Source organism: Streptomyces sp. NPDC041713, from assembly GCF_055591085.1.
The window spans coordinates 102,749-116,716 of the sequence record NZ_JBVIZY010000004.1; the positions used below are offsets into that span (position 1 = coordinate 102,749).

A 13,968-nucleotide genomic window follows, 5' to 3' on the forward strand; every position below is an offset into this window, starting at 1 on the left:
GGCCGTGTCACATGGAGCCGAACGGAACGGGGACGGGCGTGGAGCGGGTGCCGATGGCCGCCGGGCCGCTGGACTGGTCGCTGGTCGACGGGGCGGTGCCGCTCGTCGTGCAGATCCTCGGCGCCCTTGCACTCGCCGCCCTCCTCCTCTCCCGTGACCGCCGCTGGTGGACCCGGCTGCTGCCGCTCGCCGTCGTCACGGCGGCGCTCCTGACCGTCCTGGTCAAGCTCACCGTCGACGACTGGTGGCAGCCGTTCCCCGACGAGCTCCCCGGCGACGTGATGGTGTGGCTCGGCGTCGCGATCCTCGGGGTGTGCCTGGCCCTCTTCCGGCTGCCGACGCTGCGTCTGCGCGGGCGGGCGGGTGCCCTGGTGGCCGGCGCGCTGGTCGTGGTGCTCGGGCTCTCCGAGGTGAACATCCACTACGACAACTACCCGACGCTGCGGACCATGCTCGGCCCGCAGGACACCGTCAGCCTCAAGGACGCCACGGGTGGCAAGGAGCCGACGGTCGACGTGCCGCCGGGCAAGGCGCTGTCCGAGGTGTGGCGGGCGCCGGCCCGGATGCCCGCCAAGGGCACCGTGTCCACCGCCTCCGTGCCGGGCACGAAGTCGGGCTTCAAGGCGCGCGACGCGTACGTCTATCTGCCCCCGGCGTACCACACCTCACCCCGCCCGCTGCTGCCCGTCCTGGTGCTGATGGCCGGCCAGCCGGGCTCCCCCCAGGACTGGATCACCTCGGGCCAATTGCCGGACATGATGGACGACTTCGCCGCCCGGCACGCCGGTCTGGCGCCCGTCGTCCTGGTGGTCGACCCGCTGGGCTCCCCCTTCGACAACCCGCTGTGCATGGACTCGCGGCTCGGCAAGGTGCAGACGTATCTCGCCGAGGACGTGCCCGACTGGGCGGCCGCCCATCTGCAGACGGCCACGGACCGCTCCCACTGGGCGGTCGCCGGGCTCTCCAACGGCGGCACCTGCGCCCTGCAGCTGGCCGTCAACGCGCCCCGGCGCTTCGGCACCTTCCTCGACATCTCCGGCCAGGACGAGCCGACGCTCGGCAGCCGCAAGAAGACCGTCGACGCGGCGTTCGGCGGGGACGAGGCGGCGTTCGAGAAGGTCAATCCGATGGACGTGATGGCGCGGCGGACGTTCCCGGACACCTCCGGCGCCTTCGTCGCGGGGACCGACGACTCGACGTACCGGCCGCAGGCGCTGAAGGTCTACGCCGCGGCGAAGAAGGCCGGCATGAAGGTCGAGCTGGTCCAGCTGCCGGGCGGGCACAGCTGGCAGGTGTGGCGGCCGGGGCTGGAGAAGCAGCTCCCGTGGCTGGCGTCGCGGACGGGCCTGACGCCCTGACTCCCCCCGGCGGCCTCGCCCCCTCACGCCCCCGAGCGCCGGACGCCTTCGCACGGCCCGGTGTGCCGTTCGCGGAGCCGCGCCGTCGGGTTCGCCCGACCGGCCCACCCCTATGCCCCGTTTGCCCGACACGGATCGCGGCCACCGAGGACCGAATTTAGCGTTTCGGGCATCGAGGTGCATTCAAGACACCAGCGGAAGAAGAGTCCGCGACTGCTCCTCGGGGACCCGGAGGATCCACCATGCGCGCGATACGCGTCGCTTCGGCCGCTCTGCTCACCGCTTCCGCACTCGCCGTGACGGCCCCGACCGCGTCCGCGGCCGCCCTCGGCGAGGAGAACGTGACCGCGTTCGGCTTCAGCGTCTCTCCCAGCACGGTCGCCGCGGGCGGCCAGGTCACCCTCAACGTCGACGGCTGCGACGGCGAGACCAAGGTGACCTCCGGCGTCTTCGAGGACACCACGATCCACAAGGGGCAGAAGTCCGCCACCGCCCAGGTGTTCTGGGACGCCAAGCCGGGCGCCATGTACGAGGTGACGTTCACCTGCAACGGCAGCAACCCCGGCAGCGACAAGACCGACCTCACCATCGCCACCGGCCGCCCCGACCACAACAGCCACCACCCCGACCGACCCGACCACCCCGACCACCACGCCCACAAGGGCGTCAAGGCCGGCACCGGCGGCAGCTTCGGCGGCTTCGACCTGCACGAGATCGCCCTCGGCGGCGCCCTGATCGTGGGTACCTTCGGCACCGCGTACTACAAGATGCGCCGGCGCACCGGCGGGGACCACTCCTGACCGTGGCCGGGCAGCGCTTCGCCCCCGGGACGTCTCCAGATCCCGGGGGCGCCGCACTCTCGCCCGCGGTGCGGGCACGCCGGGCTCGGGGCGGAAGGGGGACGCGCCGGCCCGGCCGGACCTCAGATCCTGTTCTCGGCGCGGCGACGCATCCAGAAGACGCCGCCGCCGACCACCGCGGCGGTGACCAGCGCGCCGCCGATGACCATGTCGGTGCTGGTCGCGCCGGTGTGCGTGCTGCCGCCGATGCCGCCGCGCACCCCGCCGTGGATGACGGTGAAGGCGGCCGGGCGGACCAGGCTCTTGCCGCCGCAGTAGGCCGTGATGTCGTACGCGCCGGGGCGGGCGTGCGAGTGGATGGTCGCGGTGGCGCTCGCCGACGTGCCGCCCGGGATGGAGTGCAGGTGGGCGTCCGGGAAGGCGGGTGACGTGACCTTGCCGCCGGACTGGCAGGAGGACCCGTCGACGGTGACGGTCAGGTGACCCCCTCTCGGGATCACGCTGGGCATCGCCACGATGTTGGTCGGGTCGGCCCAGGCGGACGCGGTCGGGGCGGCGAGCCCGACGACCCCGACGGCCGCGGCGGCGGCCGCGAGGGCACGAGTGGTCCGCATACGGGATGTACGCATGGCAATCCTCCGCGGAAGACGCCCCGGGGATACCGTCCCCGGTCGATCGGCGAGAGCGCCTCCCAGACTGACCCTCAGACGCGGTGCGCGGGGCCGCATGTCGGCGATCGGCCGTCCTGGTGAGACGACACGCCGGGGCGCGTCCGCGCAACCCGACATCACCGCAGGTCACGGACCGTCAGAAATTTCCTGCCGGGCGCGACTCGGATGGCGCACCCCGGTCCCCGCGCCACCCGTTCGCTCCCGCCCTTTCGCACGCCGCGCGCCCCGCGCTTAGCGTGCTGGTACGCGCAACGGACGCGGCACGCCTGCCGCGTTGAGAGGGGATAGAGAATGCCTTCGTCCCATCCGGCCGACGATTTCGAGTTCCAGGAGGCCCAGGCGGACGAGAAGCCGAGGAAGCGCGCCCCGTGGGGCGCCATGGCGCTCGTCCTGCTGACCGGCCTCGCGCTGATCCGCAACGGCTCCGGGGAGTTCGACGTGGGCCCGCCGCAGCCCGCCTCCGCGGCCGCCGCCGACCGCACGCCCGACGCGGTCCCCGGCGCTCCGGCGCCCCTGACGTACTCGCCGGCCGAGCGCGTGCGCATCAAGGGCATCCAGGTGGACGCGCCGGTCATGCAGGTGGGTCTCGACTCCGAGGGCTGGGTGGACGCGCCGCCGCCGGACGACTCCAATCTCGCGGGCTGGTTCACCGGCGCCGTCTCCCCCGGCGAGAAGGGCACGGCCGTGGTCGTCGGCCATGTCGACAACCAGCGCGGCCCCGCCGTCTTCTACGGCCTGGGTTCGCTGAAGAAGGGCAACCACATCGAGGTCAGGCGCCAGGACAAGAAGACGGCGATCTTCAAGGTCTACGGCGTCGAGGTGTTCGACAAGGCCGACTTCCCCGGCGAGCGCGTCTACGGCAACAGCGGCACCCCCGAACTGCGCGTCATCACCTGCGGCGGCGGCTTCTCCAAGCAGGCCGGGTACGACGGGAACGTCGTGGTCTTCGCCCGTCTGATCGCCGTGCGCTGACACGGACACCAGGCGGGCGTGCGGCCCCGCCGCCGGGTTCTGGCGGCGTGTCAGGTGAAGTGGGGGTGCGGGAGCGTGATGCGGTAGCCGGAGTCGAGGAGCTGCGGGAGATAGCTGCGCAGGGCCTCGACGCTGCCCGAGCGGTCGCCGCCCGCGTCGTGCGAGAGGACGACGACGCCCGGTCCCGCGCCCGCGTGCACGCGCCGCACGATGGTCTTCGCGCCGGGCTCGGTCCAGTCGAGGGTGTCCACGGTCCAGGCCAGGGGCTCCATGCCGAGGGCGGCCCCGATCTGGAAGGCGTTGCGGTTCCACGCCCCGTAGGGCGCCCGGAACCAGGTGGGGACGTCCCCGGTCACGTCCTCGATGACGTCACTGGTGCGCTCGATCTCGTCGCGCATCGCCGCCCGGCTCATCCGGGTCAGCAGGGGGTGGGTCCAGGTGTGGTTGCCGATCAGGTGCCCGTCGTCGGCCATCTCGCGCAGCAGGTCCTTGTTGTCGACGGCCATCTCGCCGCAGACGAAGAACACCGCGCGCACGTCGTGTTTGCGCAGCGTCCGCAGGATGCGCGGGGTGTAGCGCGGGTCGGGCCCGTCGTCGAAGGTCAGCACCATCGACCGGTCGCGTCCCGGCATCCGCAGGATGGGGGCCTTGCGCACGTGGGGCAGGGCCCGCCGGGAGCGCGCCGGGCCGTACCCCGCCATGGGCTGCAGACGGTACGCGGAGGGCTTGCGCGCTCGCGCCGCCTGCGGGCCTCCGGCGGGGCCGCCTTCGGAGGCGGAGGGGCCCGGGGCGGGCGGCCGGTCCGTGGCTCCGCATCCCGCGGCGGCCGCGCCGAGCCCGAGGACCGCGGCGGTGCGGAGCAGAATCCGGCGCCCTGGTGTCAGCTGATCGTCTTTCATGACTAATCCGTGGCACGGCCGGAGGCCCGCGCCGCACATCAACACCGGGGCGGCCCCCGAAAACACCCGTTCAGACGCGGCGGACCAGGGGGAAGGGCAGGGTCTCGCGGATGGTCAGGCCGGTGAGGAACATGACGAGCCGGTCGACGCCGATGCCGAGTCCGCCGGTGGGCGGCATCGCGTACTCCAGGGCGTCCAGGAAGTCCTCGTCGAGCTCCATGGCCTCGGGGTCTCCCCCGGCCGCCAGCAGCGACTGCGCGGTGAGGCGCCGGCGCTGCTCCACGGGATCGGTCAACTCGGAGTAGGCGGTACCCAGTTCCGTGCCGAAGGCGACCAGGTCCCAGCGTTCGGCCAGGCGGGGATCGGCGCGGTGCTGGCGGGTGAGCGGGGAGACGTCGGTCGGGAAGTCCTTGTAGAAGGTGGGCAGCGTCGTCTTCTCCTCGACGAGCCGCTCGTACATCTCCAGGACGACGTCGCCGCGGCCGTCGTCGGCCGTGTACGGGACGGCGGCGCGGTCGCAGTGCCGCTGCAGGCCCTCCAGCGGGGTGTCCGCGTCGACCTCCTCGCCGAGCGCCTCGGAGATCGCGCCGTACACGGTCTTGACCGGCCAGGGCCCCGAGATGTCGTGCTCGACGAGCCGTCCCGCTCCGTCGGCCTTGCGGGCCACGGGTGAGCCGAACGCGGCGGTCGCCGCGCCCTGGATGAGCTCGCGGGTGAGGTCGAGCATCACGTCGTAGTCGGCGAAGGCCTGGTAGGCCTCCAGCATGGTGAACTCGGGGTTGTGCTTGTAGGAGACGCCCTCGTTGCGGAAGGTGCGGCCCATCTCGAAGACCTTCTCCATGCCGCCGACGCAGAGCCGCTTCAGATAGAGCTCGGGGGCGATGCGCAGGTACAGGTCGAGGTCGTAGGCGTTGATGTGGGTGGTGAAGGGGCGGGCGTTGGCGCCGCCGTGGATCTGCTGGAGCATCGGCGTCTCGACCTCCAGGTAGCCGCGTTCCAGCAGGCCCTGGCGCAGCGCCTGGACGGCGGTCGAGCGGGCCCGCACCACGTCCCGCGCGCCGGGGCTCGCGACCAGGTCCAGGTAGCGGCGGCGGACCTTGGCCTCAGGATCGGTCAGCCCGCGCCGCTTGTCGGGGAGCGGGCGCAGGCACTTGCCGGTGAGCCGCCAGTCGGTGACGAAGACGGTCAGCTCGCCCCGGTCGCTGGTGCCGACCGTGCCGGTCGCGGTGATGTGGTCGCCGATGTCGGTGGCGGTGGTGAAGCGGTCCAGGACGTCGGCGCCCGAGGCGTCGCGGGCCAGGGCCAGCTGGAGGTCGCCGGACCAGTCGCGCAGCACCGCGAAGACGATGCCGCCGAAGTCCCGTACGAGCATGACGCGTCCCGCCACGGTCACCTGCTGCCCCGTCAGCTCCCGGGTGACGTGCGCCAGTTCGTGGCTGCGCGGGGGCAGGCCCACCGGGTAGGGGTCGACGCCTTCGGCCCGCAGCCGGTCGAGTTTGCGGTGGCGGATGCGGATCTGCTCGGGGAGCTTCGACGCGGGGTCGGCGTCGGTGGCCTCGCCCTGGCCGGCCAGGCCGAGCGCGGCGATGGAGGGGAGCCCCTCGGTGGTCGTGGGCCGGTTGACGCCCCGGGGCTTGTGGCCCTTGCCCCAGAGCTTGCGCAGGGACGGCACGGAGACGAAGCCCTCGGCGATGCCCGAGGCCAGGCTGATGCGGGCGAGGGCGCCGCTGTCGCCGTAGCAGATGAACCGCGGGTACCACTCGGGGTGGTACTTGGCGTTGGAGCGGTAGAGCGCCTCCAGCTGCCACCACTTGGAGAAGAACAGGAGCAGCTTGCGCCACAGCCGCAGGACGGGCCCCGCGCCGATGCGGCCGCCCTCCTCGAAGACCGAGCGGAAGACCGCGAAGTTCAGGGAGATGCGGCGCACGCCGAACTTGGGCGCGGCGGCGCACAGTTCGGCGACCATGAACTCCATGACACCGTTCGGTGCGGTGCGGTCGCGGCGCATCAGGTCCAGGGAGACGCCGTCCCTGCCCCACGGGACGAGGGAGAGCAGCGCGAGGAGCTTGCCGTCGGCGCCGAGGGCCTCGACGAGGAGGCAGCCGCCGTCCTCCGGGTCGCCGAGCCGGTCCAGGGCCATGGAGAAGCCGCGCTCGGTCTCGGTGTCCCGCCAGGCGTCGGCCTTGTCGATGATCTCCTCCATCTCCGCGTCGGAGAGGGTGGAGTGCCGGCAGACCCGGGCGCTCGCCCCGGAGCGGCGCACCCGGTTCACGGCCTGCCGGGTGACGCGCATGTCACGGCCGTCCAGGTCGAAGCCCGCGACGTGCAGGATCGCCTCGTCGCCGAGCTGCAGCGCGCCGAGCCCGGCGCGGGCGTACGCGGTGGCGCCGTCCTCGGACGCGCCCATCACGGCGGGCTGCCAGGCGTAGCGCCGGGCCACGTCCAGCCAGGCGCCGATCGCGTGCGGCCAGGCCTCGCGGTCGCCCACGGGGTCGCCGCTGGCCAGGCAGACGCCGGCCTCGACGCGGTAGGTGACGGCGGCCTTGCCGCTGGGCGAGAAGACGACGGCCTTGTCGCGCCGGGTGGCGAAGTAGCCGAGCGAGTCCTGCGCCCCGTACGTCCCGAGGAGCGCCCGGATCCGGGGTTCCTCGTCGCCGTGCAGGGCCGCTTCCATGCGCTGGGAGCGGAAGAGCGTGGCGGCGGCGTTCAGCAGGGCGAGGGCGCCGAACAGACCGAGCCAGAAGTACAGGCCGCGCGGCGGGGCGCCGTCGAAGTAGTCACCGCCGTGGATCAGCCCGCCGCAGACGCGGTTCGCCGCCCAGAGCAGCCGCTCCCCGCGCACCAGCGTGCCGGGGAACAGCTCGACGAGACCCCAGCCCAGCAGGATCGCGACAACCAGTCCGGCGGCGAGCACCGCGACGGCCCGCCGCACCGCGCCGCGCCGGGAGTCCGCGGAGAACTCCTTGCGGGCCAGGATCAGCAGCACGAAGGCGAGGGAGCAGACGACGAAGGACGGCAGCGACTCCGCCCAGAAGCCGAGCGCCGCGCCGAGCACGTCGAAGGCCAGGAGCAGGCCCAGATAGATCACGACGAGCCACCAGGCGACCTTCTTGCGGGCGGCGGTCGCGGCGGCGAGCAGGAAGAGGAAGACGGCGTACGCGAGGTTGGGGCTGACCGGGACCGTGACGAGGTCGAGGACGCGGATGACCGGCTGGAGCAGCCGGCGCAGCGGGGAGATCACCGCGAGGACCGCGCAGAAGACGCCGAGGACGCCGAAGAAGGTGGCGAACCCCTCCGGGACCCGGCCGAGGAGGCCGTTCCGTGCCCGGATCCGCCCGGTGGCCTCGGGTTCCTCCGTGCTGACCGTCATGGCACGACTCTAGGAAGAGGTGGGCCGCCGCGCGCGTCGAGCGGGGCGGTACGGGGCACGGGGCGAGCCGGGTGGGACGGGGAAAGGACAAGGGGGCGGGCCGGGTGGGCGGCCCGGCGAGCAGGCGGTATGACCGCCTCCGCTAACCTCTCGGCGTGAGCGCAGATGAGTCCCAGCAGTTCGAGTCCCAGCAGTTCGAACGCGGCACCGACGGCCCCAAGGTGATCGTCGTCGGAGTCGACGGCTCCGACACGTCGCTGCGGGCGGCGGCGTACGCCGGAGGCCTGGCGCGGCGGCAGCGGGCCCTGCTCGCCGTCGTGTACATCCAGCCGGTGCTGGCGGCGGGCGCCGCGTTCGGCGCGCCGGTCGCCGAGACCACGGACGAGATCGCGGAGGCGCTGATCGCGGAGATCCGGACCGCCACCGAGCGGGTGAAGGGCATATTCGACGTCCGCTGGGAGTTCCACACCCTGCGCGGCGACCCCTACACGGGTCTGGTCACCGCGGCCGACGACCTGAAGGCGGACGCCGTCGTCGTCGGCGCCTCCGAGCAGGCGGGCCACCGCATCGTCGGCTCCGTCGCCGTCCGCCTGGTGAAGGCGGGACGGTGGCCGGTCACCGTGGTGCCGTAGGGGCACCGCACCCGGCAGCCCTGCGCTGAATGGGCCCGTCCGCGAGAACCTCTCGTACGCCCGAGGTGTGGCGTCTTCCGTCCCGGCCCGGGCTGGGCCATCATGATCCGCCATCAGCCGACTGCCGTCAGCGAAGAGGTGGAGCTCATGCCGGGACTCCGGATGGGACAGGGCGTACTGCGCCGCAAGCCCATCGGACACATCGACGAGACCGAGGCGGGGGCGGGCGGCGGACTCACCCGGTCCCTCGGTCTCTGGCAGCTCACCGCGATCGGTGTCGGCGGCATCATCGGCGCTGGCATCTTCACGCTCGCGGGCACCGTCGCCAACGAGAAGGCGGGGCCCGCGGTCCTGATCTCGTTCCTCATCGCGGGTGTGGCGAGCGCGGCGGCGGCGTTCTCCTACGCCGAGTTCGCGGGGCTCATCCCGAAGGCCGGGTCGGCGTACACGTACGGCTATGTGGTGCTCGGCGAGCTCACCGGCTGGTTCATCGGCTGGGACCTGCTCCTGGAGTACACGGCGATCGTGGCGGTGGTCGCGATCGGTATCTCCGGCTACTTCAACTTCCTGCTCAACGAGATGGGCGCCGAGCTGCCGAAGTGGATGCTGGGCGCGCCCGGCACGGGTGACGGCCACAAGGTCGACCTGTTCGCCGCGGTGCTCTGCCTGCTCATCGCCTACCTGCTCACGCTCGGCATCAAGAACGCGGCGCGCTTCGAGATGGTCGTCGTGGTCCTGAAGGTGCTCGTCGTCATCGTGGTGATCGGCGTCGGGTTCTTCCACGTCAACACCGGCAACTACGAGCCGTTCTTCCCCTTCGGCGTCAGCGGCGCGTTCACGGGTGCGGCGACCGTCTTCTTCGCCGTCTTCGGGTACGACGCGATGAGCACCGCCGCCGAGGAGTCCAAGGACGCCCAGCGCCACATGCCGAAGGCGATCCTCTACTCCCTCGCCATCTCGATGGTGCTCTACGTCCTGGCCTGCCTGGTGCTCACCGGCATGCAGGGCTACAAGGACATCGATCCGGAGAGCGGGTTCTCCACCGCCTTCAAGTCCGTGGGGCTCGGCGGGCTCGCCGACGTCATCGCCGTCGGCGCGATCATCGGCATCCTCACCGTGATGTTCACCTTCATGCTGGGCGTCACGCGCGTGTGGTTCTCCATGAGCCGCGACGGGCTGCTGCCCAAGTGGTTCGCGAAGACGCACCCGACGCGGCACGTGCCGACGCGCGTGACGTGGATCGTCGGGTTCGCGTCGGCCGCCATCGCCGGGTTCCTGCCGATCGGCGAGGCGGCCGAGCTGACCAACATCGGCATTCTGCTGGCGTTCGTCGTGGTGTGCGTCGCGGTGATCGTGCTGCGCTACAAGCAGCCCGAGCTGCCGCGCACCTTCCGCTGCCCCGGGATGCCCGTGGTGCCCGCGCTCGGGGTCATCTTCTCCATCTGGCTGATCACGTTCCTGGAGTGGCAGACCTGGGTGCGGTTCGCCGTGTGGTTCGTGATCGGCCTCGTCGTGTACTTCGGCTACTCGTACCGCAACTCCGAGCTGGCGAAGGCGGACCGGGCCCCGAACGGGAAGACCGGCGGGTGACGCCCGTCAGGCGCTCTGCTCGATCGACTTCTGGAACTCCCGGGCCATCTGCTCCAGGCCCTTGTTCTTCCACTCGGCCCAGAACGGCTTCCACTCACTGAGCTTCTTGCGTCCGCTGACGATGTCGTTGACCAGGTCGGTCGCCTCGGTCGACATGCGTCCGTAGTGCTGGGTGTACGCGTCCGAGTAGTGGCCGACCGTCGGGTTGCGCACGGCGGTCTCCACCAGCTTCTGCTCGGCCGCGTACACGTCCTTGACGTCCCTGGCCCGCTCGGTGCCCGGGAAGCTGGAGGCGATGATGGCGAACGGCGAGGTCGTCGCCGTCGCGAGGCCGCTGTAGAGCCCCTCGACCTGCTGCTTGCCCTGCTTGGTGCGGTCGGGGAAGCCGTGCTCGTCGTACGTGAAGTCGTCGCCCTCGGAGCCGTACTCCAGGAACTCGCGCTCCTTGGAGCCGAACGGCGCCGCCAGGTAGTCGAGGACGCGGAGCAGCATCCGCACCCGCTTCTCGTCGCCCTTCTTGATGGCGGTGTAGCCGATGGTGCCCAGGTGGTAGTGGTGGTTGGGCTTGTTGCCGCCGGCGGCGAACGGGATCATGATCTCGGTGGCGAGACCCGGGTCCTGGACGCGGATCTCCTGCCGCGCGTTGTACGGGTTGGCGTGCACCGTGGCGCCGATGGTGCCCTGCGCCATCTTGATGTAGGCGTCGGCCATCTTGGGGTTGCCCGGGTAGAAGACGCCCGCCCTCTTCAGCTTCAGGACGAAGTTGAGTGTCTCCTCGTACTCCTCGGTGTCCTGGAACCAGGTCAGGGAGCCGTCCTTGTTCTGCCGCCACTTGTTCGGGGCGCCGAAACACTGGCTCAGCACGCTCGCGGCGTTGACGTAGATCGGTTCGAGCGCCCAGGTCTTGCCGCCGGTGACCTCCTTGCACTTGGCGAGGAACTCCTCGGGGCCGCTCGCCTGCAGGCCGTCGGCCTTCGCCCAGACCTTCGGGTTGCCGGCGTAGACCTGGCCGAACGCCGGGTAGGGCACGGGGGCGCCCCAGATCTTGCCGTTGACGACGGCCGTCTTCCAGTGCGCCGGGGTCATCGCGGCCAGGTTCGGGTACGTCTTCACCGCGTCGCCCGAGACGTACTCGGTGATGTCCGCGCACTTGGCCTCCAGGAGCTCGGCGACGTGCTGGATGCCCTGGTTGGGAGGTATCCAGAGCAGGTCGGGCAGGTCGCCGCCCGCGATGGTCGCGGAGAACTTCTCCTCGTAGCCGGGGTCGGTGCCGAGAACGGCGGTCAGGTCGACGCCGAGTTCCTTGTCGAGCCTCTTCCAGTACCCGTTGGAGCCCTTGGGGGTGGGCGGCTGGGTCCAGATCTCCGTGAGCATGGTGATCTTCGAGCCGTCGCCGGGGGTCTTGGCGACGCTGCGGACCAGCTCCTTGGGGTAGGAGAGGAAACCCGCGGAGAGGCCGCGCGCGTTCGGGGCGAGGTCCGGCTCGATCTTGTCGAAGGGGACGTGTGTCGGCAGCTTCACCTTGGACGACGCCGCCTCACCCGTCTTCTTCGCGGACGAGCCGCACCCGGTCAGGGAGGTGGCGGCCGCGCCCGCGGCGACGGCGGTGGACAGGCTCAGAAAGGTGCGTCGGGACATGCCTGGCATGGGAATCTCCGCGGATGAGGTCTCGGGTGGGGGGGGCGGCGCGGGCGGGTGGTCAGCCCTTGATGGCGCCGGTGAGCACGCCCTTGGTGAAGTACTTCTGCAGGAACGGGAAGAGCCCGAGGATCGGCAGCAGCGCGAGCATGACGACGGCCATGGACAGCGACTGCTGCGGCGGCATGTGGGCGATGCCGAGCTGGTCGCTCGTCATCGACTTGTTCTGCACGACGTAGGTGCGCAGGACCAGCTGGATGGGCCACTTGCCGGAGTCGTTGAGGTACAGCATCGCGTTGAAGAAGGCGTTCCAGTACGTCACCGCGTAGAAGAGGCCGACGACGGCGACGACACCTTTGGAGAGCGGCAGCACGATACGGGTGAGGATCCGCCAGTCCCCCGCGCCGTCGATGCGGGCCGCCTGGTAGAGCTCCTCGGGGATGTTCATGAAGAACGCCCGCAGGACGACGAGGTTGAAGGCGTTGATCAGCACGGGGAGGATCAACGACCAGTAGGAGTCGAGGAGTCCGAGCTCCTTGACGACCACGTACATCGGGACCATGCCCGGCGCGAACAGCAGCGTGAAGAGGACCATCAGCAGGATCGGCTTGCTGCCCGGGACGCCTCGCTTGCTCAGGGCGTACGCGAGGCCGATCGTCGTCAGGAGCGACAGTGCCGTGCCGACGACGGTGATCAGGACGCTGACGATCACCGCGCGGCTCACGATGCCGCCGGACAGGATCGTGCGGTACGCCTCCAGGGTGGGCTCGGTGGGGAAGAGGACGAAGCCGCCGGACTCGGTGATCTCCTTGCGGGAGGCGAGGCTGGTGGAGAGCACCGTGAGGAAGGGCAGGACCATCACGGCGCAGATGACCGTGATGACCACGGCCTTGGCGGCCGAGCCGATCTTCGTCGGTGGCTCCTCCCAGGCCGGGCGCTCCTCGCGTATCCGCCGGCCCTGGGTGCGCAGGGGAAATCCGAAGCTGCTCATTTGCTGTACACCCCGTGCTCTCCGAAGGCGTGGGCGACCTTGTTGGCGCCCCAGATCATCAGGGCCCCGATGACGCCCTTGACCAGGCCCGCCGCGGCGCCGACGCCCCAGTCGCCGTAGACGACACCGTGGTAGTAGACGTACGTGTCGAGGACCTCCGCGGCGCGGGCGCCGACCGCGTCACGCTGGAGCAGGAACTGCTCGAAGCCGACGGAGAGCACGTCGCCGAGGCGGAGCACCAGCAGCATGATCGTCACGCCGCGGACGGCGGGCAGCGTGACGTGCCACATCCTGCGCCAGCGTCCGGCGCCGTCGACGGCGGCCGACTCGTACAGGCTCTGGTCGACGCTCGCGAGCGCCGCCAGGTAAATGATCATTCCCCAGCCGATGTCCTTCCAGATCACCTGGCCGGTGATCAGGAGCGGAAAGGTGCTGGGGTCGCTCATCACGTCCAGCGGCGACATGCCGTGGTCGCGCAGGTAGTTGCTGAACAGCCCCGCGCCGCCGAGCACTTGCTGGAAGAGCGCGACGACCAGGACCCACGAGATGAAGTGCGGCAGATACACGATGGACTGCACGAACTTCTTGACGCGCGGGCTGACCAGGCTGTTGATCAGCAGCGCGAGGGCGAGCGGGGCCGGGAAGAAGAAGATCAGCTGGAGCGCGGCGAAGGCCAGGGTGTTGCGGACCGACTCCCAGAACGCCGGGTCGGCGAACAGCTCCTGGAAGTTGGCGAGACCGACCAGCGGGCTGTCCTTGAAGCCGATGAAGGGCTGGTAGTCCTGGAAGGCGATGACGTTGCCCAGCATCGGCACGTAGAAGAACCCGATGAAGAACAGCACGCCCGGGGCCATCAGGGCGAGCATCACCCAGTTGGTGCGCAGCCGGACCCGGAGCGGGGCGCGCAGCCGCAGCTTCGGATCCGGTTTCCCGGAGGGCGACTTGGACGTCGGACTCGACGTGGACGCGGGTGGTGACGCGGCCTGTGGCCTGCGTCGCGTTGCAGGGGATGTCACACGTTCTCCCTGGCCTGACGGCATGACGGCA

The 13,968-nt window shown here is 70.9% G+C and carries 11 protein-coding genes; 5 read left to right on the top strand and 6 right to left on the bottom strand.

Annotated features, from left to right (window positions below; genetic code table 11):
- Positions 1-11 precede the first annotated feature (11 nt).
- Positions 12-1,358, top strand: coding sequence for an alpha/beta hydrolase (locus tag ACZ6CV_RS13775; RefSeq protein ID WP_469250997.1), 1,347 nt, complete (start codon positions 12-14; stop codon positions 1,356-1,358).
- A 242-nt stretch (positions 1,359-1,600) separates the two neighbouring features.
- Positions 1,601-2,158 (top strand): hypothetical protein, encoded by a 558-nt coding sequence (locus ACZ6CV_RS13780; RefSeq protein ID WP_469250998.1) that lies wholly within the window; start codon positions 1,601-1,603, stop codon positions 2,156-2,158.
- Between the two features lie 122 nt (positions 2,159-2,280).
- Here ACZ6CV_RS13780 and ACZ6CV_RS13785 read toward each other — a convergent pair whose 3' ends face one another.
- A complete protein-coding gene (locus ACZ6CV_RS13785; protein ID WP_469251455.1) occupies positions 2,281-2,772 on the bottom strand; it encodes a hypothetical protein in 492 nt (163 codons plus the stop codon).
- A 348-nt stretch (positions 2,773-3,120) separates the two neighbouring features.
- Between ACZ6CV_RS13785 and ACZ6CV_RS13790 the strand changes: the two genes are divergently transcribed.
- Positions 3,121-3,801, top strand: coding sequence for a class F sortase (locus ACZ6CV_RS13790; RefSeq protein ID WP_469250999.1), 681 nt, complete (start codon positions 3,121-3,123; stop codon positions 3,799-3,801).
- 50 nt (positions 3,802-3,851) lie between these two features.
- Here the strand turns inward: ACZ6CV_RS13790 and ACZ6CV_RS13795 are convergent, their stop codons facing one another.
- On the bottom strand, positions 3,852-4,700 hold the full coding sequence (locus ACZ6CV_RS13795) for a polysaccharide deacetylase family protein (protein WP_469251000.1): 849 nt from the start codon (positions 4,698-4,700) through the stop codon (positions 3,852-3,854).
- A gap of 70 nt (positions 4,701-4,770) precedes the next feature.
- Positions 4,771-8,070 carry a bifunctional lysylphosphatidylglycerol synthetase/lysine--tRNA ligase LysX gene (gene lysX, locus ACZ6CV_RS13800; RefSeq protein WP_469251001.1) on the bottom strand — a complete coding sequence of 1,100 codons (3,300 nt, stop codon included), beginning with the start codon at positions 8,068-8,070 and terminating at the stop codon, positions 4,771-4,773.
- 155 nt (positions 8,071-8,225) lie between these two features.
- Between lysX and ACZ6CV_RS13805 the strand changes: the two genes are divergently transcribed.
- Both ACZ6CV_RS13805 and ACZ6CV_RS13810 read left to right on the top strand, forming a co-directional pair.
- Positions 8,226-8,702, top strand: coding sequence for a universal stress protein (locus ACZ6CV_RS13805; protein WP_362361710.1), 477 nt, complete (start codon positions 8,226-8,228; stop codon positions 8,700-8,702).
- Between the two features lie 147 nt (positions 8,703-8,849).
- Positions 8,850-10,292, top strand: a complete 1,443-nt coding sequence (locus ACZ6CV_RS13810) for an amino acid permease (RefSeq protein WP_469251002.1) — start codon at positions 8,850-8,852, stop codon at positions 10,290-10,292.
- Between the two features lie 6 nt (positions 10,293-10,298).
- Here the strand turns inward: ACZ6CV_RS13810 and ACZ6CV_RS13815 are convergent, their stop codons facing one another.
- The 3 genes from ACZ6CV_RS13815 to ACZ6CV_RS13825 all read right to left on the bottom strand — a co-directional run bounded on the left by ACZ6CV_RS13815 (position 10,299) and on the right by ACZ6CV_RS13825 (position 13,961).
- A complete protein-coding gene (locus tag ACZ6CV_RS13815; RefSeq protein WP_469251003.1) occupies positions 10,299-11,930 on the bottom strand; it encodes an extracellular solute-binding protein in 1,632 nt (543 codons plus the stop codon).
- A gap of 61 nt (positions 11,931-11,991) precedes the next feature.
- Entirely contained in the window at positions 11,992-12,921 is a 930-nt protein-coding gene (locus tag ACZ6CV_RS13820) for a carbohydrate ABC transporter permease (protein WP_469251004.1), read from the bottom strand.
- A complete protein-coding gene (locus tag ACZ6CV_RS13825; RefSeq protein WP_469251005.1) occupies positions 12,918-13,961 on the bottom strand; it encodes an ABC transporter permease in 1,044 nt (347 codons plus the stop codon). The genes ACZ6CV_RS13820 and ACZ6CV_RS13825 overlap by 4 nt, the downstream gene beginning before the upstream one ends.
- Positions 13,962-13,968 lie beyond the last annotated feature (7 nt).

Excerpts from the sequence above, each read along its gene's own strand:
- ACZ6CV_RS13775 (WP_469250997.1), top strand. The coding sequence starts at position 12 with ATGGAGCCGAACGGAACGGGGACGGGCGTGGAGCGGGTGCCGATGGCC.
- ACZ6CV_RS13780 (WP_469250998.1), top strand. The coding sequence starts at position 1,601 with ATGCGCGCGATACGCGTCGCTTCGGCCGCTCTGCTCACCGCTTCCGCA.
- ACZ6CV_RS13785 (WP_469251455.1), bottom strand. The coding sequence starts at position 2,772 with ATGCGGACCACTCGTGCCCTCGCGGCCGCCGCCGCGGCCGTCGGGGTC.
- ACZ6CV_RS13790 (WP_469250999.1), top strand. The coding sequence starts at position 3,121 with ATGCCTTCGTCCCATCCGGCCGACGATTTCGAGTTCCAGGAGGCCCAG.
- ACZ6CV_RS13795 (WP_469251000.1), bottom strand. The coding sequence starts at position 4,700 with ATGAAAGACGATCAGCTGACACCAGGGCGCCGGATTCTGCTCCGCACC.
- lysX (WP_469251001.1), bottom strand. The coding sequence starts at position 8,070 with ATGACGGTCAGCACGGAGGAACCCGAGGCCACCGGGCGGATCCGGGCA.
- ACZ6CV_RS13810 (WP_469251002.1), top strand. The coding sequence starts at position 8,850 with ATGCCGGGACTCCGGATGGGACAGGGCGTACTGCGCCGCAAGCCCATC.
- ACZ6CV_RS13815 (WP_469251003.1), bottom strand. The coding sequence starts at position 11,930 with ATGTCCCGACGCACCTTTCTGAGCCTGTCCACCGCCGTCGCCGCGGGC.
- ACZ6CV_RS13820 (WP_469251004.1), bottom strand. The coding sequence starts at position 12,921 with ATGAGCAGCTTCGGATTTCCCCTGCGCACCCAGGGCCGGCGGATACGC.
- ACZ6CV_RS13825 (WP_469251005.1), bottom strand. The coding sequence starts at position 13,961 with ATGCCGTCAGGCCAGGGAGAACGTGTGACATCCCCTGCAACGCGACGC.